The organism is Streptomyces canus 299MFChir4.1, assembly GCF_000383615.1.
Lineage (GTDB): Bacteria > Actinomycetota > Actinomycetes > Streptomycetales > Streptomycetaceae > Streptomyces > Streptomyces canus_C.
The window spans coordinates 115,553-136,152 of sequence record NZ_KB911588.1 but is presented as its reverse complement, the minus strand read 5'-3'; the positions used below and the strand labels follow the sequence as shown (position 1 = coordinate 136,152).

The 20,600-nt window shown below is 72.0% G+C and carries 19 protein-coding genes; 7 read left to right on the top strand and 12 right to left on the bottom strand.

All coding sequences use genetic code 11. The annotated features are described in order from the left end of the window. Window positions 1–67 precede the first annotated feature (67 nt). Complete coding sequence (locus tag H293_RS0118460; protein WP_020119346.1) at window positions 68–871, top strand: inositol monophosphatase family protein; 804 nt, start codon at window positions 68–70, stop codon at window positions 869–871. A 119-nt stretch (window positions 872–990) separates the two neighbouring features. Then, a complete protein-coding gene (locus H293_RS0118455; protein WP_020119345.1) occupies window positions 991–1,521 on the top strand; it encodes a TerD family protein in 531 nt (176 codons plus the stop codon). Window positions 1,522–1,569: 48 nt separating this feature from the next. Here H293_RS0118455 and H293_RS0118450 read toward each other — a convergent pair whose 3' ends face one another. Next, complete coding sequence (locus H293_RS0118450) at window positions 1,570–2,904, bottom strand: COG1361 family protein (protein ID WP_020119344.1); 1,335 nt, start codon at window positions 2,902–2,904, stop codon at window positions 1,570–1,572. A 294-nt stretch (window positions 2,905–3,198) separates the two neighbouring features. On the opposite strand from H293_RS0118450, the gene H293_RS0118445 reads away from it, so the two are divergent. Both H293_RS0118445 and H293_RS0118440 read left to right on the top strand, forming a co-directional pair. Further along, a complete protein-coding gene (locus H293_RS0118445) occupies window positions 3,199–3,420 on the top strand; it encodes a hypothetical protein (protein WP_007383474.1) in 222 nt (73 codons plus the stop codon). Between the two features lie 635 nt (window positions 3,421–4,055). Continuing rightward, the gene (locus tag H293_RS0118440) at window positions 4,056–5,267 is read left to right on the top strand and encodes an acyltransferase family protein (RefSeq protein ID WP_020119342.1); all 1,212 of its coding nucleotides are present in this window, start codon (window positions 4,056–4,058) and stop codon (window positions 5,265–5,267) included. 88 nt (window positions 5,268–5,355) lie between these two features. Here H293_RS0118440 and H293_RS49690 read toward each other — a convergent pair whose 3' ends face one another. The 6 genes from H293_RS49690 to H293_RS0118410 form a co-directional block, all read right to left on the bottom strand. Next, a complete protein-coding gene (locus tag H293_RS49690; RefSeq protein WP_033415479.1) occupies window positions 5,356–6,459 on the bottom strand; it encodes an ABC transporter permease in 1,104 nt (367 codons plus the stop codon). A gap of 63 nt (window positions 6,460–6,522) precedes the next feature. Continuing rightward, window positions 6,523–8,958 carry a SpoIIE family protein phosphatase gene (locus H293_RS0118430; RefSeq protein WP_020119340.1) on the bottom strand — a complete coding sequence of 812 codons (2,436 nt, stop codon included), beginning with the start codon at window positions 8,956–8,958 and terminating at the stop codon, window positions 6,523–6,525. A gap of 225 nt (window positions 8,959–9,183) precedes the next feature. After that, complete coding sequence (locus tag H293_RS0118425) at window positions 9,184–9,486, bottom strand: SCO5918 family protein (protein WP_007383478.1); 303 nt, start codon at window positions 9,484–9,486, stop codon at window positions 9,184–9,186. Between the two features lie 91 nt (window positions 9,487–9,577). Next, on the bottom strand, window positions 9,578–11,008 hold the full coding sequence (locus H293_RS0118420) for a DEAD/DEAH box helicase (RefSeq protein ID WP_020119339.1): 1,431 nt from the start codon (window positions 11,006–11,008) through the stop codon (window positions 9,578–9,580). A gap of 205 nt (window positions 11,009–11,213) precedes the next feature. After that, complete coding sequence (locus H293_RS0118415; protein WP_007383480.1) at window positions 11,214–11,417, bottom strand: cold-shock protein; 204 nt, start codon at window positions 11,415–11,417, stop codon at window positions 11,214–11,216. 518 nt (window positions 11,418–11,935) lie between these two features. Further along, window positions 11,936–12,532: an NADPH-dependent FMN reductase gene (locus tag H293_RS0118410; protein ID WP_020119338.1), complete on the bottom strand. Its 597-nt coding sequence runs from the start codon at window positions 12,530–12,532 to the stop codon at window positions 11,936–11,938. Window positions 12,533–12,645: 113 nt separating this feature from the next. Here H293_RS0118410 and H293_RS0118405 point away from each other — a divergent pair, with 113 nt between their 5' ends. Next, the gene (locus tag H293_RS0118405; protein WP_020119337.1) at window positions 12,646–13,482 is read left to right on the top strand and encodes a helix-turn-helix domain-containing protein; all 837 of its coding nucleotides are present in this window, start codon (window positions 12,646–12,648) and stop codon (window positions 13,480–13,482) included. A 210-nt stretch (window positions 13,483–13,692) separates the two neighbouring features. Next, window positions 13,693–15,012 carry a phosphatase PAP2 family protein gene (locus tag H293_RS0118400; protein WP_020119336.1) on the top strand — a complete coding sequence of 440 codons (1,320 nt, stop codon included), beginning with the start codon at window positions 13,693–13,695 and terminating at the stop codon, window positions 15,010–15,012. Between the two features lie 19 nt (window positions 15,013–15,031). On the opposite strand, the gene H293_RS0118395 is transcribed toward H293_RS0118400, so the two are convergent. Then, a complete protein-coding gene (locus tag H293_RS0118395) occupies window positions 15,032–16,366 on the bottom strand; it encodes a helix-turn-helix domain-containing protein (protein ID WP_020119335.1) in 1,335 nt (444 codons plus the stop codon). Between the two features lie 188 nt (window positions 16,367–16,554). Here H293_RS0118395 and H293_RS0118390 point away from each other — a divergent pair, with 188 nt between their 5' ends. Further along, window positions 16,555–17,292, top strand: a complete 738-nt coding sequence (locus tag H293_RS0118390) for a DUF4232 domain-containing protein (protein ID WP_028807962.1) — start codon at window positions 16,555–16,557, stop codon at window positions 17,290–17,292. A gap of 7 nt (window positions 17,293–17,299) precedes the next feature. Here H293_RS0118390 and H293_RS0118385 read toward each other — a convergent pair whose 3' ends face one another. The 4 genes from H293_RS0118385 to H293_RS0118370 all read right to left on the bottom strand — a co-directional run bounded on the left by H293_RS0118385 (window position 17,300) and on the right by H293_RS0118370 (window position 20,394). Continuing rightward, window positions 17,300–17,935 carry a response regulator gene (locus tag H293_RS0118385; protein WP_020119332.1) on the bottom strand — a complete coding sequence of 212 codons (636 nt, stop codon included), beginning with the start codon at window positions 17,933–17,935 and terminating at the stop codon, window positions 17,300–17,302. After that, on the bottom strand, window positions 17,935–19,101 hold the full coding sequence (locus H293_RS0118380; RefSeq protein WP_020119331.1) for a sensor histidine kinase: 1,167 nt from the start codon (window positions 19,099–19,101) through the stop codon (window positions 17,935–17,937). Before H293_RS0118380 ends, H293_RS0118385 begins: the two co-directional genes overlap by 1 nt. 68 nt (window positions 19,102–19,169) lie before the next feature. Further along, window positions 19,170–19,832 carry a DedA family protein gene (locus H293_RS0118375; RefSeq protein WP_020119330.1) on the bottom strand — a complete coding sequence of 221 codons (663 nt, stop codon included), beginning with the start codon at window positions 19,830–19,832 and terminating at the stop codon, window positions 19,170–19,172. A gap of 217 nt (window positions 19,833–20,049) precedes the next feature. Then, window positions 20,050–20,394, bottom strand: coding sequence for a MerR family transcriptional regulator (locus H293_RS0118370; protein WP_020119329.1), 345 nt, complete (start codon window positions 20,392–20,394; stop codon window positions 20,050–20,052). Window positions 20,395–20,600: the final 206 nt, after the last annotated feature.

The following is a 20,600-nucleotide window of genomic DNA, read 5'->3' as shown; positions in this document are numbered from 1 at the left end:
GCGGTGGGGCAGGGGCCATCCGGGGTTCACCGGAAGGTCGCCGGCCGCCGGGCCCCGTCCCCGTAGGGTGGCCGGCATGGCTGACGTGGATCTCGACAGGGCCCTGGAGGTCGCGACGGAACTCGCGGCCTGGGCGTCGGAAGCGATCCGGCGCCCGCGCGACCCGGGTGCCGAGGTGCGGGAGAAGGACGGGCCCGCGGACATCGTGACCGCCACCGACGAGGCGGTGGAGACGCACACCCGCGACGTGCTCGGGCGGGCCTTCCCCGGCCACGGGATCGTCGGTGAGGAGTACGGCACGACGGAGGGCGTCGCCGGCGCCCCGCACTGGGTGATCGACCCGGTCGACGGCACCACCAACTACGCGCACGGACTGGGCTGGTGCTCCTTCTCGCTCGGTCTGGCCGCCGCCGACGGCACCCCGCTGCTCGGCGTGGTGGCGGACCCGTGGCGCGGCGAGACGTTCACCGCGGTCCGGGGCCGCGGGGCGTATCTGAACGGCACCCGGGTGCACGCGGCCGCCCACACCACCCTCACCGGCCATGTCTTCCTCACCGAGTGGGCCGCGCACGCCCATTGGCCCGGCATGGACGCCCTCCTCGCCGAACTCGCCGACCGGCTCTGCACGGTGCGCGTGATGGGTTCGACGGCCCTCTCCCTCGCACAGGTCGCGGCGGGCCGGGCGACGGCGGCGGCGATCGGCTCCTTCCACGCGGTCGACGGGCTCCCGGCACTGCTGATCGCGCGGGAGGCGGGAGCGGTGGCCCTGCCCGAACTCCCCTCCCACAACCAGCCGTTGCTGCTGGTCGCGCCCGGCGCCGCGGAGGAGACGGCCAGCCTCTGGCGCAGCTCGGGTGCGGAGGCCGGCTGACGGCTCCCGGGCGAGACCTGACCAGGAGACAACCGTCAGGGAGGCATCAAGAAGCCGACCGGAGCACATACTTCAACAAGCGGGCTAGTCCCGGGGGAACTCCGACGGGGAGCGGCTTGATGCATGCCGATGGTGCGGGTCTTGGCAAGGTCCAGGTGCGGCTCAAGTGGGATCCGAGCCCCTACGGGGAACCGGCCCGGCATCTCGACATCGTCGCCGCGACCTACGCGGCGGGCGACCCGTACGGGCGGCCGGAGTACGTCGTGCACACCGAGAGCCGCTCGCCGGACGGCACCATCACCATGACCCGGCACAGCGAGACCGGCCTCGGCCTCGGCTTCGTCGAGGTGATGGAGCTGGAGTTCGAGCGCCTGTCGTCCGCGTACGGGCGGGTGGTGGTCGGCGTCGCCATCCACCAGAACGGCGGCCCCCGCACCTTCGGCGATCTCACCCACGCGGGGGTGCTCGTCGTCGAGGGCTACCGGCAGCTGCTGGCCGACGACTTCGCGGGCGTCGCGGACGCCACGGCCGCGACGATCGCTGAGTTCACCCGGGACGCGTCCGGGGCGTGGCACCTCGGAGAGCTGATCCGGGGCTTCGACAGCAACCCCGCGGGATTCATGGCGGAGATGGGCGGCGTACGGGGGTGAGGGGGCCGGCGGCCGGCCCGCCCCCTCACCCCACCCCCGTCCCCGTCGTCAGGCGGACGGGTTGACGACCACCTTGGCGGAGTTGTTCCGGGTGTTCGGGTCGAAGGCGAAGACCGCGCTGCCGTCGTAGGGACGGACGATGACCCGGCCCGTGGCATCGGGGATCACCTGGTCGACCCGCAGCCGGAACGGGAACCTGACCTTCAGGTCGGGCCTGGTCCAGGTCGGCAGGGTGCAGACGTAGTGCGGGACCGCCGGGGAGTCGGCGGACGGCGCGCCGGTGCGGCAGGTGCTGGGCACGGAGGTGGCGGTGGTGCCCGGCGGGAGGTAGTAGTCGATCGCGGGGACCGGGTCCCCCGAGGCGACGTCGGCGACCCAGGCCGGCCCGCGGTTGACGAAGCGGAAACCGGCCGTCACGGTGTCGCCCTGCGCGCCGCTCACCTCGGTGCCGTGCACGGCGAAGTCGGCGGTGTTGGCGGCGTCGATGTGCCAGGCGCGGCCGTTGTCCGAGCTGTCGAGGTCGGTGACGTCACCGGCGGGCTCGACCTCGTAGTCGAACCGCTCGTGCAGCGCGTGGCCGGTGACCGCGAGCCGCAGCGGCTCGGGCAGCTCCACAGTGCCGCCGGGCGCGACATCGGTGTCGAAGGAGCAGGTCACGTGTGTCATGGCCGGGTACTGGGTGCCGGCGTCGTCCGGGCCGGTGTAGGTGCACTGCGGGTAGCGGGTGATGACGTCGAGGCCGTACGTCGCCCACATCTGCACGGTGAAGCCGTGGGCGGTCTCGTTGCCGGTGTTGGAGACGGAGAACGGCACGGTGAGGTCGGTGCCGGGCGCCACGCCGGAGACGTCCTGCGGGGCGCTGACACCGAGGTCCGGGCCGGAGCCGACGGTCACGAAGGTCTCCGCGGAGTACTCCGGGGCGGTGAGCGTGCCGTCCGGGCCACCGGTGGCCGTGGCGGAGTACTCGATCGCCCCCTGCGCGCCCACGGCGGCGCCGGCGACGGCCCGCAGCCTCAGCCGCACCTGCGGGGTGTAACGGACCGGGACGTCGCCGGTGTCGCAGACGGCGACGGTGCCGGCGTCGTCCGGCACGCAGTTGTCGGGCCAGGCGATCTCGGCGACCCCCGCGAGCCCGGAGGCGTCGACGGTCAGCCGCCCGTCAATCACGGTGACGTCGCTGTTGTAGTGCTGGAGCCCGAGCGCCATCGACCGGTACTGCGCCGCACCGCCGTCACCGGGCGCGACGACGACCGCCTGCTCGTACGGCGCCTGGATCTCCAGCCCGTCACTGGGCGCCGCGTCATCGGCGAACGCGACCCCGCTCCCGAGCCCGGCGAGGACCAGCGCCCCCGCAACCGCACGCCCGACGACGACAGAACTCATGACATCCCCCACATGGGACAGAAGGACCCCGGCACTGATTCCACACCGGGCGCAGGTTGGACCCGCAACCACCGAGAAAGTTGCCCCTGGCCAGGGGGTTCTTACCTACTTCTTGGCCGGCCGGGAGGGAAGACCCCCGAGAGAAACGGCAAGCGCGGATCCCGGCCACGTCGGTGCGCAGGCCCTTCTCGGCGATCTTCGCGACGTGTTCCGCGGGCCCTGGCCCGTTGCGTGTTCGTATCGGTCCTGGACAGACGGCGCGGCCCGGGCGGCCGTAGGCGCATACTGAGGAGGATGACAAAGCCTGCTGCACAGAAGCGTCACTTGCCCACCAGCCCCTTCAAGGCACCGGTCGCACCCGCTCCCAAGCACTTCGCCGTGGGCGACCAGGTCACACACGACATGTACGGTCTCGGCCGCGTGATCGGCGTCGAGGACGGAATCGCGGTACTCGTCGATTTCGGCTCGTCGCAGATGCGGATCCTGAGTCCGTACTCGAAGATGACCAAGCTGTAGGAGAAAGGACCCTCTCTCATCGATCTGACCTCGCTGTTCTCGGCGCCCGAAGGGCAGCCACAGCGCACCCCCGCGGCCCTGCCGCCCCCCACGACCAACCCCTTCCAGGCCCCGGACTTCGGGGACGACGAGGACGAGACCTTCCCGCGGCCGGAAGCGGAAGCGGCCTAGTTCCCCTCTGTACCTGACGCGAGACCCCGCCTCCGTAGTCGTTGCCGTTCGGAGCGCGGATCACCCAGTGGACGTGCTTCTGAGCCGGGCCGTCTCCCTGGCTCGCGACGTACGCCCCGGCCAGCCAGGGGGCCCGGACCCTGGCAGTCGACCTCGCCCCCTGTCCGCGAGGTCAGCGGACCTCCGCCGGCCGCACCTTTGCCGCGTCCGCTTCCGCGCGCCCGTCAACACATCGGCGCGCAGTCCCTCGTACGCCTGGACAGCCCCCGACCGCTCGGTCGAACCCCTGCCGCCCTCCCCGCGCCCCGGACCGTGTCGCGCGGGTCTGAGGGCACCCTGTGTGCGTGCTGTGGCCAGTCGGTGATTCCGCACAGCCGACGCCCAGAGACGCATGCGAGCGTGATTTCCGGTTAGGCGCACCGGGATTACTCGATTCAGCGGGCAGGTGAGAAGAGATCTCTTTCATGGCGAAGGCACCGGACTCGACAGCCGTGGCGGACACCGAGCAGGAAGGAGTCCGCAGACCTCCGGCCCCGGTCGCACCCCGTGCGAGCCGGGGTTTTCCGTCCGCGGTGTCCCGCACCGGCCGGGTGAGCGGCCTGGACGGACTGCGCACCCTCGCGGTCGCGCTGGTCATCGTCCACCACGTGGAGCCCGAGGTGCTGCCGGGCGGCGCGGTCGCCGTGGACGTCTTCTTCACCATCAGCGGCTTCGTCATCACCCGTCTGCTGATCGCCGAGTACGTCCGCCGCGGCGGCATCTCCCTCATGTCGTTCTACCGCCGCCGCTGGCTGCGGCTCGTCCCCGCCCTGGTCGCGCTGTGCGCGATCTGCGTGCTGCTCGCGTCGACGACGTCCCTGTGGGGCTTCGACGGTTCGCTCCAGGCCGCGGGTCTGTCGGCCGCCTTCCTCACCAACGTCGTACGGGCCATGGAGCCCGGCCCCTACTCCGACCTCACCAGCCCGCTCGCGCACACCTGGTCCCTGGGCGTGGAGGAGCAGTTCTACCTGCTGTGGCCGCTCGCCCTGCTCTTTCTCCTGCGCCGGTTCCGGGCCCGTACGGTCCTCCTGTGCACGGCCGCCCTGTGCGTGCTCCCCCTGCTCTGGCGCTGCGTCCTGTGGAACCCGGAAGCGGCCCACCGCATCTACAACGGCACCGACACCCGCGCCGACCAGCTGCTGGCCGGCGCCCTGGTGGCCGTGGCCCTGGCCCGCCTGCGCTCCGACGACCCGCGACTCGCCCTCCTGCGCACCTGGTCCGCCCGCCTGGCCTGGCCGTCCCTCGCCCTGCTGGCCCTCATCGCCTGGCAGGTACCGGTCACCGAGGACCTCGGCCCGTGGACGGCCGCGTGGTACACCCTCGGCTTCCTCGCCGTGGCCGCCCTCTCCGCCACCCTGGTCACCGCCCTGGAACTGCGCCCCGAGAACCACCTGTCCCGCCTGCTCGCCCTGACCCCCCTGGCCTGGGTGGGCCGCAACCTCAGCTACGGCATCTACCTCTGGCACTACCCGGTCGTACGGCTCCTCGCCTCCCTCGGCGTCCAGGAGGGCCGACTGGCCGCGACGGTGGTCCTGACCCTGCTGATGGCCCTGCTGTCGTACTACGCCATCGAAAAGCCGTTCCTGCGCAGGGCACACACGGCGAGGACACCGGTGCCGGCCCTGGCGGCGGCGTAGGGCCGCGGTGCCGGTTCAGCCGAAGGGGGCGGCGAGAACCGCACGGGGCCGGACCACCCACGCCCCGTGCGGAGCGCCGTGCTCCCTGTCAGACGGCCACCGAAGCCTCCGCCCCGGAGCCCACCTCCGCGGCAGCCCTCCGCTCCTCCCGCCACCAGGAGGCCCCCCAGGCCAGCACCGCTCCGCCCACCGCGTACGCCCCCAGCACCCACAGCGCCGAACTCGTCGCGTGTCCCGAGAAGTACACCGTGTTGCGGACCAGGGTCGTTCCGGCGCCCGGCGGCAGGGCCTGGCCGATCGCGCTCCAGAAGGGCGGGAGGAGGGGGGCCGGGTAGACGCCGCCCGAGCTCGGGTTGCCGAGGACCACGAAAAGGAGGATGACCAGGCCGGTGCCGAGCAGACCCAGCAGGGTCTGCAGGGCCAGTGCCGTGGTCGCCGAGGCCAGGACGGTCAGGGTTCCGATCGCGCTCAGGGCCCAGAAGTGGCCGCCCAGGGCGTCGAACACCGGACCCACGATCACCGCTCCGGCCACGCCCGACACCACCGCGTACGGGATCAGGGCCGCCAGCCGGATCAGGGTGCGGGGGCGGTTCGCCGGGCGGGAGCCGGACGCCATGCCCATGATCGTGGCGGTGAGGTAGCCGCCGATCACCCAGCCCAGGACCAGGTAGAAGGACGTCATCCCGCGGCCGTCGCCGGAGTTGGGGGAGCGGATGTCCGTCACCGTGATCCGGCGCTTCTCGGACGCCTCGATCTTCTGGGCGATCTGGGTGGCCGTCTGGGAGACCGACGGGCCGCCCGCCGAGGCGACGAGCAGGGTGTCCTCGGTGCCCTTCGGGTTGAAGAGGAAGGCCGCGTCCGTGCGGCGCGTCATGACCCACTCGCGGGCAACGGCCGTACTGGGGGCTGCCGTTGCCTTCACCGGTTCGCCGTCCAGCGAGTTCAGCTGCGCGACGATCTTCGCGGACGCCTGTTGGGGGGCCACCACGGCCACGGGGATGCGCTGGGGCGTGGGGGAGTGGAAGGCGCCGACGTACGAGAGGATGAAGGCCAGTTGGACCAGGAGGCCGCCGAGGACCAGGCCGAAGGCCCGGAACGTCACGGCGTCCTTGAACTCCGCCGCGAAACCAGGGGACTTGGGGGCCGGCTCCGTGGGGGACGGGCCAGTGGAAGGGCTGGAGGGTGCGTTCACGGGCGCATCGTCGCACAGAGCGGTGAATTCACCGTTCCGTTTGCCGTCCCGCGCACACCGTGCCTAGTCGTCCGGTAACCCCAGCTCCGCCCAGATCGTCTTCCCCGTCGCCGTCTGCCGGCTCCCCCACCGCTCCGCCATCTGCGCGACCAGCAGCAGCCCCCGCCCGCCCTCGTCGAACACCCGCGCCCGCCTCAGGTGCGGAGCCGTACTGCTGCCGTCGGAGACCTCGCAGATCAGCGCGTGGTCACGGATCAGCCGGAGGACGACCGGGTCGTCGCCGTAGCGGACGGCGTTCGTGACGAGCTCACTGACGATCAGTTCCGTCGCGAAGGACGTCTCGCCCAGGCCCCACGCCGTCACCTGTTCGCTCGCCGACTTGCGGGCCCGTGCGACCGCCGCCGGGTCCCGCTGGAGGTGCCAGGTGCGGACCTTCGCCGCGTCCAGGGCCGAGGTGCGGGCCAGCATCAGGACGATGTCGTCGGCCGGGCGGGCCGGCAGCACCGCCCGCAGGACCTCGTCGCAGGTCTCCTCCAGCGGGCCCGCCCTGTCGGCGAGGGCCCCGTGCAGCAGGTTCAGGCCGACCTCGATGTCGCGGTCGGCCGCCTCGACCAGGCCGTCGGTGTAGAGGGCGAGCAGGCTGCCCTCCTCCAACTCCACCTCCATGGACTCGAACGGCAGGCCGCCGAGGCCGAGGGGCGGGCCGGTCGGGAGCTTCAGGAAACGGACCTCGCCGGCCGGGGTGACCACGGCCGGCGGCGGGTGGCCGGCGCGGGCCATCGTGCAGCGGCGGGAGACCGGGTCGTAGACGGCGTAGAGGCAGGTGGCCCCGACCTCGCCCGGTGTCGGGGCGTCCGCGCCCCCGTCGCGGGTGTCCGGTCCCTCCTCCCGGTCGAGCCTGACGACCAGGTCGTCGAGCTGGGTGAGGAGTTCGTCGGGGGCGAGGTCGACGTCCGCGAGGGTGCGTACGGCCGTGCGCAGGCGGCCCATCGTCGCCGAGGCGTGGATGCCGTGGCCCACCACGTCGCCCACGACCAGGGCGACCCGGGCGCCGGACAGCGGGATGACGTCGAACCAGTCCCCGCCTACGTCCGCGCCGGAGCCCGCCGGGAGATAGCGGTACGCCACCTCCATGGCCGCGAGGTCCGGCGGGCGCTCGGGCAGCAGGCTGCGCTGGAGGGCGAGGGCGGTCCGGCGCTCGTGGGTGTAGCGGCGGGCGTTGTCCACGCTCACCGCGGCCCGCGCGACGATCTCCTCCGCGAGCAGCAGGTCGTCCTCGCTGAACGGCTCCGCCGTACGGTGCCGCAGGAAGTGGACCAGGCCGAGGGTGACCCCGCGGGCGCGCAGCGGCACCATCAGCACCGAGTGGATCATGTACCTGGCCACGGTCTCGGCACGGGCCGGGGAGGACTCGATCCACTCCCGCATCCCGGGGTCCAAGGGCCCAGGCCGGTTGCCGCGACCGGCGATCAGGGCCCGCATCGGGGGCGTGTCCACCGGGTAGAACGTCCGCTCGCCGGTGGGGACCACCGACTCCGGGCAGCCGTCGAGGACCGAGCGCTGTGCCGTACGGCGCACCGTGAGCGGGCGGTCAGGGAGCACCGTTTCCGGTTCCTCGCCGAACGCCACCGACTCCAGCAGGTCCACGGTGACGAAGTCCGCGAAGCCGGTGACGGCCACCTCGGCCAGTTCCTCGGCGGTCCGGGTCACGTCCAGGGTGCTGCCGATGCGGAGGCTGGCGTCGTTGAGGACGGAGAGGTGGCGGCGGGCCCAGTACTGCTCGGTGGTGTCGAAGACGGCCGCGGACAGGCCCCGCACCGCGCCGCTCCCGTCCTTCAGCGGGGAGAGGAACATCGACCAGGCGTGGCCCCGCACCTCGCCGGGGGCCTGTCCGAAGTTCTCGTGGAAGAGCGGCTCACCCGTGCGCAGCACCTGCCGCTGGAGGCGGTCGTACTCGTCGAAGGGCGGGTTCGGTTCGATCTCCCACAGGGTCAGCCCGCGCATCTCGGCCACGCTGCGGCCCATCACCCGGGTCATGACCTCGTTGGCCGCCACCAGCCGGGCCTCGGTGTCGTAGACCGCCACCGGCAGGGGCAACTGCGCGAGCGTGAGGTCCCACAGGGCCTCCGCGCCCGGTTCGACGGGCCCGGCCATGTGCTCCGGGGCGGCGGTCACCAGCCACGGCCGCGCGCCCTCGCCGTCCGCGAGCGGTATCGCCTTCAGCCGTACGACGATCCGGCCGCCGCTTCGGTGCCGCAGCGCGACCTCGGTGGCCCAGCGCCTGCCCTCGGCGACATGGCGGCGCGCGGTCTCGGGCAGTTCGGCGGCGAGCAGTCCGGCGGCCGGGTGTCCTACGACCTCTTCGGCCTCGTATCCGAGCAGCTGACGCGCCCCGGCGCTCCACACCGTGATGGTCCCGGTGGCGTCGACGACGACCGCCAGGTCCTCGGGTACGCGTCCCTCCACGGTGCCTCCGGGTGTGCCGCCCCTGCTGTTCATGCTCCCAGCGTCCCGCCGCGCAGCTCCCCGCTCAAGCGATGTCGGACGATGACATGCGGTGACAGGGGGAACACGGCGGCTCTGCCGTGAGGAGCCGCAGTCTTGCACGGGGTGGTGGGGAGGGGGAACGGAACGGGGTGATCTCCGTTCCGGCGGCTACGGAGACGGGCGCCGCACGGCGGGAGGGAGCGGTTGCGTGACCGCCGTGCCGTGCGCCCGGACGCGTCAGCCCAGCGGGGTGTCGGCCCAGGGCAGGGAGGCCGCCGGGTCGTTGAAGGCTTCCTGGCGGGGCGGCTGGACCTCGTGGCAGGTGAAGCCGAGCCGGGTCAGGGCCCGGCCCACCTCGTGGGCGGTGAAGTCGCGGCGGTCCTGCCGGGTGATGACCTGACCGACCTGCTTGACCGGGTAGACGTGGGGGCCGACGGTCACACACAGGCCGGTGGCGGGTTCGGGCTGGATGCCGGTCATCGACCTCTCGACCTCGCTCATGGTCAGGTCGAAGGGAAAACGTGCGATGACGATGCGCATGGTGCCTCCACGGGGAGCGGTCGGGACGTGACGGTGAGAACGGCCAGGGTGCGGCCCTGTTCGTCTCCCTCTCGACGGGGACGTCGTACGGCTATCGGCTGCTGGGGGTGGAGCGGCGGCGGCCCCGCGCGGAGCGGCTGCTGCGGTTGCGTCCCGCGGGCCCGGAGCGCCTCGGGGTCTCGGCGGGCGCCGGGGCGGGGAGGACGACGGGCACGCCGGAGGGGGTGCGGGCGCCGGTGATGCGGTTGAGCTCCGCCTCGCCGGGGCGCACCCGGGTGATCCGGGCGGTGACGCCGGCGTCGGACATCAGACGGTCCACCGAGCGGCGCTGGTGCGGCAGGACCAGGGTGACGACGGTGCCGGACTCGCCGGCGCGGGCGGTACGGCCGCCGCGGTGCAGGTAGTCCTTGTGGTCGGCCGGCGGGTCGAAGTTGACGACGAGGTCGACGTCGTCCACGTGGATGCCGCGGGCCGCGACGTTGGTGGCCACCAGGACGGTCACCTGGCCGTCCTTGAACTGGCCGAGGGTCCGGGTGCGCTGCGGCTGGGACTTGCCGCCGTGCAGCGCCGAGGCCCGCACGCCCACCGACAGCAGGTGCTTGGCCAGGCGCTCCGCCGCGTGCTTGGTGTCCAGGAACATGATCACGCGGCCGTCGCGGGCGGCGATCTCGGTGGCGGTGGCGTGCTTGTCGTCGTCCCGCACGTGCAGCAGGTGGTGGTCCATGGTGGTGACGGTGCCCGCGGACGGGTCGACCGAGTGCACCACCGGGTCGTGCAGGTAGTTGCGCACCAGCCGGTCGATGTTGCGGTCGAGCGTGGCGGAGAACAGCATCCGCTGGCCGTCGGGGCGCACCTGGTCGAGCAGGGCCGTGACCTGGGGCATGAAGCCCATGTCGGTCATCTGGTCGGCCTCGTCCAGGACGGTCATCGTCACCTGGCTCAGGCTGCAGTCGCCGCGCTCGATGAGGTCCTTGAGCCGGCCGGGCGTCGCCACGAGGACCTCGGCGCCGGCCCGCAGCGCGGACGCCTGGCGGCCGATCGACATGCCGCCGACGACGGTGGCCGCGCGCAGGCGCAGCGCCCGCGCGTAGGGGGTGAGCGCGTCGGTGACCTGCTGGGCCAGTTCGCGGGTCGGGACCAGGACCAGGGCGAGCGGGTGCCGGGGCTCGGCGCGCTGTCCGTCGAGGCGGGCCAGCAGCGGCAGACCGAAGGCGAGCGTCTTGCCCGAGCCGGTGCGGCCACGGCCGAGGACGTCACGGCCGGCCAGGGAGTTCGGCAGGGTGGCCGCCTGGATGGGGAAGGGCGTGGTCACACCCTCGGCCAGGAGCGCGGCCTGCAGACGCTCGGGCAGGTCGAGGTCGGCGAACGCCTCCACCGCGGGCAGGGCCTCGGTGACGGTGGTGGGGAGGGTGAACTCGCCGCGGGGAGCGGCGGCCGGGCGGGAGCGCTGGTGGCTCGCGCCCCGGGAGCGCAGGTGGGACGCGCTGTTCCCGTTGTTCCCGGTACGGCGGGTGCGGTTCATGGGAGGGGAACCCTTCCTCGATGCGTGCGGCACGTGTCGAGGAATTCCTCCGAAGGCGCGATTGAACCGCGCGAGAATTCGCAAGAAAGAGCCGGGGAAAAAAGAAGAAAATCAGATTCCTGAGGACCATCTGATTCTTCGGGGCAATGGGACAGGGCCCGCACCCCAAGAGTGCGGGCCCCAGCCGTGAAGATACGCGTCAGCGTCAGGCGGGAACGATGTTCTCGGCCTGCGGGCCCTTCTGGCCCTGCGTGACGTCGAAGGTAACCTTCTGGCCTTCCTGAAGCTCGCGGAAGCCGGAGGTGGCGATGTTCGAGTAGTGCGCGAACACGTCGGCGCCGCCGCCGTCCTGCTCGATGAAGCCGAAGCCCTTTTCCGCGTTGAACCACTTCACGGTGCCAGATGCCATATTGAATCTCCCTAGGGGGCAGTGCCGGGACCCGCACTGTACGGACCCCGAGTCGCCGCGATGGACTCCCCTCCGGAAGACCCGGAAAGACGCCGGTGAATCTCATAGAAATTCGCCGGAAACCAAAACTGCAACTTTTATCACGGTAACACATGGTAGGCGGACGGATCTACGGCGCCCCGAGTCCTGGTGGCGACCACTCCGAAAACTTCGTCGCGTCCCGCACGTGATTCTGTCGCGGCGGCGACAGTTATTCGTCGGGCTGTCGACGTGGGGTGGTCTTCACCGCCGAGAGGCTTCGGCGGGCCCGGCGCCTCCGATTGGGGGGCGAGCAGGGTTGTGACGTCGAGGCGGTCCCAATCCTGGCGTCGGTGTCCCCGTATATATAACGCCGTCACACCAGATTTTCGCACCCGACCGAACCGCCCGAAAACCCACCCCGGACGCCACCGTGATCCATCACACGCGTCCTCCCTCCCGGTGGACCCCGCTGCCGTTCCGCGAACCTCCGCCCGCGCTCACACCGGGTACGGCGTCGTCCCCCGTGCCGAGTGCAGGGCGCCCGCCCACCAGAACAGCTGCTCCAGCAGGGTCTTGGCGTATACGGGGGCCTCGGGGTCGAGGGGGCGGCCGTCCTGCCACGCGGTGAAGTAGTTGGGGAAGGCGAGTCCGTCGCGGACGGTGACCGCGTGCAGTTCGGTCAGCACGTTCTCCAGGTGCAGCACCGCGTGCCGCCCGCCCGCAGCGCCGCCGTAGCTGACGAAGGCGACCGGCTTGGCCGTCCACTGGGTGAAGTGCCAGTCGATCGCGGCCTTCAGGGACGCCGGGTAGCTGTGGTTGTACTCCGGCGTGATCACGATGAACGCGTCGGCGCTCTCCAGAGCCGACGTCAGCGGCGCCATCCCGGCCGGCCGCGGGTAGTCGTCCCCGGCGTACTTCGGCGACACCGCGGGCAGCGACAACGGGACGTCGATCCCGGCCAGATCGACGACCTCCACCTCGAAACCCCCGTGCGCCGCGGCCTGTTCGGCGACCCACGAGGCCACGACCGGCCCGAACCGCCCTTCCCGGACGCTGCCGACGATGACCACCAGTTTGTATGTGTCGTTTGCCATGCCCACCACGATCGAACCCCGCCGCGGCCGCAGCCAGACCGGGCTGAGGCTGGCCCCCGCAGGGCCAGGCTGAGCTCTCCGCGGACGGCGGGACAGCAACCTATGCTCGGGCCATGGGGACACCACTGGGGGATTTCGTCCGGGCCAAGCGGGACAGTGTCCAGCCGGCGTCGCTGGGCCTGCCGGACCACGGCCGCCGCAGGTCACCGGGGCTTCGGCGATCGGATCTCGCCGGCCGGGCGGGCATCAGCGTCGAGTATCTGACCCGCATCGAGCAGGGCCGCGACCGCCATCCCTCGATCGCGGTGATCAACGCCCTGGCCGACGGGCTCAGCCTCGACCCCGCGGAGCGCGACCACCTGCGCTACCTGGCGAAGATCAGCGGCGGTGAGTGCGTCACCCACACCCGGCCCGCCCCGCTGTCGCGCGAGGTGCGGCCGTCCGTGCTGCGGACGCTGCGCCTGCTGGAGCCGGGCATTGCCCTGGTGACCAACCGGATGGGCGACGTCCTCGCCCGCACCGGCGCGTTCGACGCGGTGACGAGCGGGACCGGACTGCTCGACTCCGACACCCCGAACCTCACCCGGTACGTCTTCACCGACCCTCGCGCCAGATCCTTCTTCGCCGACTGGGACGCCGTCGCGGACGAGCGGGCCTTCGATCTGTGGCTGGGCCCGTCCCTCGACTCCTACGAGTGGTTCACCGCGGAACTCGCCCCCGTCGCCGGCCCCGACCTCACCCGCCGCCTGCACCGGCACGTCGTCCCGCAGCGCGGGGACCTCCGGCTCCGGCACCCCTCCGGACGCGAACTCCGGCTGGTCCGCGAGACCCTCGAACTCACCGCGGACGCACAACAGCTGGTCGTTCTCCTCCCCGCCGACGAGGCGACGGACCGGAACGTCGAGGAACTCCGCCGCCCGGCCCACGGCGGGCTGCGCGCCATCTCCTGACGTGGGCACCGCGCGGTGTTCGATTACCGCCGTATGTCATACCCTGCATTTTCGGTGAGCCGGGCTTCTCAGGGGGGACACAGGAACCCGGACCGCGATCCTTCCCTCTTCCTCAGTCGGGCGGGCGGTTCTCTGACGAGCATCTAGTGAAATTGGCCGAAATTGATACAAATGCCACCGCAGATTCGTTCGCGGGCGAGACTCTGGGCCGTGGCGGCCGTCGTGGCCCTCGGCTTCTTCGTCGCGATGGAGCTCACCGCACATCGCTACGGCCTGCCGGGACCGCTCGGCACCCAGATGCGCGAGTTCGTGTACCCGCCCAAGTCGGGCCCCCTGCTGTACGCCGGCCTGGCCCTGATGATGGTGGTGCTCACCTGGCGGCAACGCTTCCTCGCGATCGGTGCCGCGGTCGGCATCGACCTTGTCATCGCCGGGGTCCGGTGGGCGTGCGACATCAAGGTGACCCAAGGCCACCCCTTCGGCAACGGCGCGCTGTGGGTGATCGTGGGCTGCGCGGTCATCGCCCTCACCCGCCGCACCGGCCCCGAACGCGTCCTGCTGCTGAAGGGCGTCGGGCTGGGCCTGCTGCTCGTGGCCGGCCGCAAGACCGGTGACACCTGGCTGCTCATCACCGCGAAGAGCCGGCCGCTGGTGCTCGACCCGTACCTGGCGAACGCCGACCACGCCCTGGGCAACCCGTCGTGGCTGATGGGCCGGCTCGTCACGGCCACCGGAGCGGTCGGCTTCAACTTCCTCGACACCATCTACGGCCAGCTCGCGGTGGCCGCGGTGGTCGTCGCGCTGTACCAACTGCGCCACGTGGCTGCGGAGCGCCGCTTCCCGCGCCACCACCTGGTGCGCACCTTCCTGCTGATAGGCCTGCTCGGACCGGCCATTTACATGATCTTCCCGGTGGTCGGTCCGGTCTTCGCGTACGGCACCGGCACCGACCACTGGGCGTCGATCGCCCTGTGGTCGCCGCAGATACCGAGCGACGGCCACTGGGCGGTGGCGAACCTGTGGCCGCGGACACCGCCGCCGATATCCGCCCCGCACTCCATACCGTTCGACGGGGTCACCCCCCGCAACTGCATGCCCAGCCTGCACACGGCGTGGGCCACCGCGATCTTCATCCATTCCCGCAAGGGCTCCCGATTCCTGCGGTACGCGGGCACCTTCTGGCTGATCGCCACCCTCTGCGCCACGCTCGGCTTCGGCTACCACTACGGCGTGGACCTGGTCGCCGGTGTGGTGTTCACCCTCACCATCGAGGCGGGAGTGCGCTCCTTCGACCGCGGCTGGGACCGGGCCGGGCTCCGGCTGACCGCCTACGGTACGGCGGTCTTCGTCGCGCTCCTGGTGTCGTACCGCTTCCTGCCGGTGCGGATGGCCGAGTACCCCTGGCTGGCCGGGCCGCTCGTCCTCCTGGCGATGGCCTCGGTGATCTACGGCTACACACGGACCGTCGCCCGGTGGGAGCCGGTGACCGTGCCGGAGCGAGCGCCGCTGCCGCAGCCCGAACTGCTGTGAACCACGGCGTACGCCCTGCTCAGCCGCCCGTCCGCGCGATCCACTCGCTGCTGCCCAGCGGATAGTCGTAGCCGGGGCGGCCCACGTCGGCGCTGGTCCGGAACGGCCTGCCGTCGTCGTCGATGTGGACGGTGCCGCTCCGGTCGCCGCTGGACCAGTCCAGGCCGAGGTCCCAGCGGACGTCGTGCGCCCTGGCGCGGGCGGTGACGTAGAAGACCTCCGGGTCGGACTCGCTGACCTTGTACGGGAAGTCGCGCTGGCCGTTCTTCACGGTGACCCTGGGGTTGCCGTCGTCCAGGTCGATGTCGAACGACTTGGTGCCGACACCTCCTCCGCAGCCGACGCCCATCGAGTAGTCGTTCCAGGCGGGCGGCGCGCCCTTGCTGAGGAAGCGGACGTGCAGGGCGTTCAGGACGACGGTCTCCTCGCCGGTGCCCTGGACGGTGAGCGCGATCCGCTGCTCGCCCGAGGAGACCGCCCCGTACGCGGCGGCCCAGCGCGGCGCGTCCTGCTCGGACGCCGGCGGCCCGACCTGCTCGGGATCGCTGTCGACGAGGAAGTGCTGGCTGCACGGACTGTCGTAGACGTAGGGGCGGACACCGACCGTGAGCGGTACGGCGTCGGTGGCGCCGCCGTCGGCGGACCGGTCCGCGCCCTGCTTGCCGTCACCCTTCGAGGCGCCGGACCGCCCGCCCCCGGACCCGTCGGTCCGGGTCGGGGAGGCGGTGGCCGACACGGACGGCTCGTGTCCGCTCCGGTCGGCGGACGGGCCGGCGGAGGGCTGCCGGGGGGCGCCCACGCCCAGGGTTTCGGTGGACGCCGGCAGCGAGGTGTCCCCGGCGCGGATGCTCGTCGGACGCAGGGCGTAGGTGCCGACGCCCAGCGCGGCGACCACCGCGACGGAGGCGATCAGCGCGGTACGGCGACGGCGGAGCCAGGAGACGTGACGAGACGGCGTGGCCTCGGCCGCCATGTCGGTGACCACCGGCTCGCGGTCCTCGGCCTCCGACTCGGCCCCCTCCGGACCGGCTGGGCCGTCCGAACCCCCCTCCTGGTCCGGTTCCTTCGCCGCGGCGGCCTGGTCCGGCCTGCGCCCCCGTTCCGCATCCGCCAGGATCCAGCGCCGGTGCAGCTCCACCAGCTCCTGCGGTGTGGCCCGGCAGACCCGCGCGAGACGCTCCACCGGGGCGTAGTCGACCGGTACCGCCGTGCCGTTGCAGTAGCGGTGCAGCGTCGACGTACTCATGTGCAGACGCTTGGCGAGCGTCCCGTAACTCAGCCCCGACCGGTCCTTGAGCTCCCGCAGCAGCTGCGCGAACGCCTCCGTCCGCTCGGTCCCCGTTGCCCCTGACACCCGTTCCCCTCAACCCCCCGCATCCCAGTCCCGCATTCCAGGGTCAGTGCGTTCCCCCTGGTCAGAGCCCGTTTCGGCGTTCCAGTGTCCCCAACTGCCCGCTGAGCGTGGCGGTCGGGACGGATCACCTCACAAGCTTCGGTCATCCAATCACCACCGCCACCCGAACTCCGAAGGGGCACATCGACATGTCCAGGACCTCCCGCACCCGTCTCGTCGCCGCCGCGACCACCGTCCTCGCCGCGCTCTCGCTGACCGCGTGCAGCGACGGGACAGGCACCCAGGACGAGGGCCGCGCGACCGGCACGAGCCCTTCCACCGCGGCCTCCCACTCGCCGGCGCCCTCGGCCGCCACGGACCAGTCGTCCCTCACGGATTCCACGGGCTCCTCGGCCGGCACGGGCTCGTCCGGCACCGGCACCGGCACCGGTTCCACGGGCGGCGCGGCCACCTCCGCCAAGCGCACCCCCGTGTCGAAGGCGCCCTCCTCCTCCGGCAGGCCGGTCACCTGCGAGGGCTCCACCGTCAGGACGGTCGCCGCCCCGCTGACCCGCCCGGTGAACCACATGCTGCTCACGGTGACCAACACCGGCGGCAAGAGCTGCTACCTGTACGGCTACCCGGTCGTCCGCTTCGGCGAGGCGCAGGCCGTGCCCCCGGTCATCGAGGCCTCGCAGCCGCAGGCGGTCGTCACGCTCGCACCGGGCGAGTCGGGCTACGCCTCCGTGAACCTCGCCGCCACCGACGGCAGCAGCGCCAACGGCTACACCGCGAAGACCCTGACCGTCTACTTCCAGGGCCGCTCCGGCAACGGGACCGTCGGCAGGAGCGCCCACCCCTCGCTGCCCGCGCAGGGCACGTACGTCGACGACGCCCTCAAGGTCACGTACTGGCAGCAGTCGATGGACGACGCCGTCACCTGGTGACCTCCGGTCACGACTCCAGATACCGCAGCACGGCCAGGATCCGGCGGTTGTAGCCGGTGGCGTGGGCGAGGTCGAGCTTGTCGAAGATCGCGTTGAGGTTCTTCTCGACCGTGCTCATGGAGATGTGCAGCTGCTGCGAGATGGCCGCGTTGGTGTACCCCTGGGCCAGCGTCTCCAGGACGCTGCGCTCGCGGGGCGTCAGGCGGGCCAACGGGTCGCTGTGCGTGGTACGGATCACCAACTGCCGTACCACTTCCGGGTCGATGGCGGCGCCGCCCGCGTGGATCCGTTCCAGTGCGTCGAGGAACTCCTCCACCTGGGCGACCCGGTCCTTGAGCAGATAGCCGACCCGCTCCGCGCTCGAAGTCAGCAGCTGTGCCGCGTAGTTGCGCTCCATGTGCTGGGACAGCACCAGCACCCCGACACCGGGCCACCGCTCGCGGATCTCCAGCGCGGCCCGCAGCCCCTCGTCCGTGTGGGTGGGGGGCATCCGGATGTCGACCACGACCAGGTCCGGCGGCCGGGCCGTCACCTCCCGCAGCAGGGCGACGCCGTCACCCACGGCGGCCGGGACCTCGTGCCCCTCCTCGGTGAGCAACCGCACCAGCCCCTCCCGCAGCAGGGTCGAGTCCTCGGCCAGCATTACGCGCACGGCAGCTCCGCGGTGATCGTGGTGGGTCCCCCGGCGGGGCTGTGGATGTGCAGCCGGCCGTCCAGCGCGCCGACCCGGCTGTGCAGGCCGGTCAGTCCACTGCCCGCCGGATCCGCGCCGCCGACGCCGTCGTCCTCGACCCGGACGACGAGGACGGGGCCGTGGGCGCGGACGCTCACGAGGATCCGCGTGGCGGCCGAGTGCTTGGCCGCGTTGGTCACGGCCTCCGACACCACGAAGTACGCGGCGGTCTCGACGGAGGCGGGCAGCGGACCGGTGAGGGCGAACTCCGTCCGGACGGGGACGGCGCACCGCTCGGACACCCCGGCGAGCGCCTCCTGGAGCCCCAGGTTGTCCAGCGCCGTCGGGTAGACCCGCCAGGCCACCTCCCGCAGTTCGGTGACCGCCTCCTGGGACTCCCGGTGGGCCTGCTCCAGCAGGCTGTCCGCCTGTTCGGGCGTACGGCCCCGGCGGGCGCGCCCCAGAAGCATGGCCAGCGCCACCAGACGCTGCTGCACCCCGTCGTGCAGGTCCCGCTCGATACGCCGGCGTTCGGTGTCCACGGCCCGCAGCACCGCCGCGCGGCTGTGGGCGAGCTCCTCGATGCGCCGCTGCATCAGCTCGCGTTCCGAGGGGCCGAAGTGTTCGCGGGCCAGCCGGGCCTCGAACGCCTCCAGCGAGAGCAGGCCCTGCACGTCCAGGAAGAGCAGCACCCCGCCGAGCAGGCCCTGGGTGAGCATCTCCCGCCAGCCGAGGGTGCCCCGCGCGAGGCTCGCGACGAGCAGCCCCGCCAGGACGGTGCCGAAGGCCAAGAGGCCGACCACGATGCCGGTGACCAGACCGGCGCAGGTGCGGGAGGCGAGATGGCGCAGGATCCGGTGGTCGGGGACGGGGCGGTCGGGGAAGCGGTCCCCGAAGAAGACCGAGCGGCGCCGGCGTTCCAGCCCCGTCAGCCGGCGGGGGCCCGCGATCAGGGCGACGAAGGCGTGTCGTCGCGTGCGCGGCCACAGCAGGAGGGGACCGAGGAGGGTGCCGACGACCGTGAAGTACAGCAGTCCCAGCAGCGCGGTCAGGCAGCCGAGCAGGATGCCCGCGACCCGCCTCGGTAACGCCGCGGACGGCGTCGAGCCGGTGTGGTCCGCCGAGTCCCCCTGCACGGTCGCCGAGGCTAGCCGGGCCGTACAGCCAGGGCAAGATCGCTCGATCGGGGGGAGGACGGAGCCGGTCACGAGGTGCGGCGGTGCTGGGCGGTACCGCGGGAGCGCAGACGGACCACGACGTAGAGGAGCAGGGCCGCCACGACCAGGACGAGGACGCCCTTGCTGATGATCCCGACGTAGGTCTCGACGAGGTCCCAGCGGTCGCCGAGCCAGTAGCCGGCCATCACGAGTGCCGAGTTCCAGACCAGGCTGCCCAGGGCGGTGAGCAGCAGGAAGGTCGGCAGCGGCAGGCGTTCCAGGCCGGCCGGTACGGAGATGAGACTGCGGAAGATCGGGACCATGCGGCCGAAGAAGACGGCCTTGGTGCCGTGCGCGGCGAACCACCTCTCGGTCCGCTCCAGGTCGGAGTTCCTGACCAGCGGGAGTCTGGCCCAGATCGCGTGCATGCGCTCCCGGCCGAACAGCATGCCGATCCAGTAGAGGACGACGGCGCCGGCCACCGAGCCGAGGGTCGTCCAGAACAGGGCCGAGAACAGGCTGATGACACCCTGCCCGGCCGCGAAGCCGGTCAGGGGGAGGATGACCTCGCTGGGCAGGGGCGGAAAGAGGTTCTCCAGGGCGATGGCGAGGCCCGCTCCGGGGCCGCCCAGGGCGTCCACGAGGTCGGCCGCCCAGCCCGCGACACCGTCGGCGGGCTCCTGGGGCAGGGCCAGGGTCATGAGGTCCATGCGAGGTCTCCGGCTGCGGTGACGGTCGCCGCGGGCAGGCCCCGCGATCCGTCGACCACGCTAGAAACCGCTGATCAGCTCCGGTATGAGGAAGACCGTCGCACGCGCGCGGTTCTCCGCACCCTCGACCCCGCGGTTTTCCGCAGGGAACCCCGCGGGCGGTCGGGTCCCATCGCCCGAGGGGGGACCGGCCCCACGCCCGCTCACGCCCGGTTGGTCAGTGGGGGCCGGGGCCGGGTGTGCCGGCGTTGGCGGCGCGGCGGTATTCGGCGTTGATGCGTTGTGCTTCTTCGAGTTGGTCTTCGAGGATGACGATGCGGCAGGCGGCTTCGATGGGGGTGCCGCGGTCGACGAGTTCGCGGGCGCGGGCGGCGATGCGTAGTTGGTAGCGGGAGTAGCGGCGGTGTCCGCCTTCCGAGCGCAGGGGTGTGATGAGTCGGGCTTCGCCGATGGCTCGCAGGAAGCCGGGGGTTGTGCCGAGCATCTCTGCTGCCCGGCCCATCGTGTACGCGGGGTAGTCGTCGTCGTCCAGGCGATCGCCGAGTGGAATATCTGCTGCCATGTCACCTCGTAGTGCAACGCGTCGAGGGGCCCCGATGCCGTACGGCACCAGGGCCCCGAAGGGAATTCAACACCATCTGTCGGCCCTCATGCTGCGCCGACCTTCTGTGTCCGCTACCCGGCCCGGTGACGGGAGGGGTGCGGGGATCGCGGCTGCGTGACCGGGGACCACCATCCAATCCGGGGTCTTGCGGTACCCGGACCGAA

What these genes read in the sequence shown, in the direction of transcription:
- H293_RS0118455 (WP_020119345.1), top strand. Translation starts at nt 991, where the DNA reads ATGCATGCCGATGGTGCGGGTCTTGGCAAGGTCCAGGTGCGGCTCAAG.
- H293_RS0118450 (WP_020119344.1), bottom strand. Translation starts at nt 2,904, where the DNA reads ATGAGTTCTGTCGTCGTCGGGCGTGCGGTTGCGGGGGCGCTGGTCCTC.
- H293_RS0118445 (WP_007383474.1), top strand. Translation starts at nt 3,199, where the DNA reads ATGACAAAGCCTGCTGCACAGAAGCGTCACTTGCCCACCAGCCCCTTC.
- H293_RS0118440 (WP_020119342.1), top strand. Translation starts at nt 4,056, where the DNA reads ATGGCGAAGGCACCGGACTCGACAGCCGTGGCGGACACCGAGCAGGAA.
- H293_RS0118430 (WP_020119340.1), bottom strand. Translation starts at nt 8,958, where the DNA reads ATGAACAGCAGGGGCGGCACACCCGGAGGCACCGTGGAGGGACGCGTA.
- H293_RS0118425 (WP_007383478.1), bottom strand. Translation starts at nt 9,486, where the DNA reads ATGCGCATCGTCATCGCACGTTTTCCCTTCGACCTGACCATGAGCGAG.
- H293_RS0118420 (WP_020119339.1), bottom strand. Translation starts at nt 11,008, where the DNA reads ATGAACCGCACCCGCCGTACCGGGAACAACGGGAACAGCGCGTCCCAC.
- H293_RS0118415 (WP_007383480.1), bottom strand. Translation starts at nt 11,417, where the DNA reads ATGGCATCTGGCACCGTGAAGTGGTTCAACGCGGAAAAGGGCTTCGGC.
- H293_RS0118410 (WP_020119338.1), bottom strand. Translation starts at nt 12,532, where the DNA reads ATGGCAAACGACACATACAAACTGGTGGTCATCGTCGGCAGCGTCCGG.
- H293_RS0118405 (WP_020119337.1), top strand. Translation starts at nt 12,646, where the DNA reads ATGGGGACACCACTGGGGGATTTCGTCCGGGCCAAGCGGGACAGTGTC.
- H293_RS0118390 (WP_028807962.1), top strand. Translation starts at nt 16,555, where the DNA reads ATGTCCAGGACCTCCCGCACCCGTCTCGTCGCCGCCGCGACCACCGTC.
- H293_RS0118385 (WP_020119332.1), bottom strand. Translation starts at nt 17,935, where the DNA reads ATGCTGGCCGAGGACTCGACCCTGCTGCGGGAGGGGCTGGTGCGGTTG.
- H293_RS0118375 (WP_020119330.1), bottom strand. Translation starts at nt 19,832, where the DNA reads ATGGACCTCATGACCCTGGCCCTGCCCCAGGAGCCCGCCGACGGTGTC.
- H293_RS0118370 (WP_020119329.1), bottom strand. Translation starts at nt 20,394, where the DNA reads ATGGCAGCAGATATTCCACTCGGCGATCGCCTGGACGACGACGACTAC.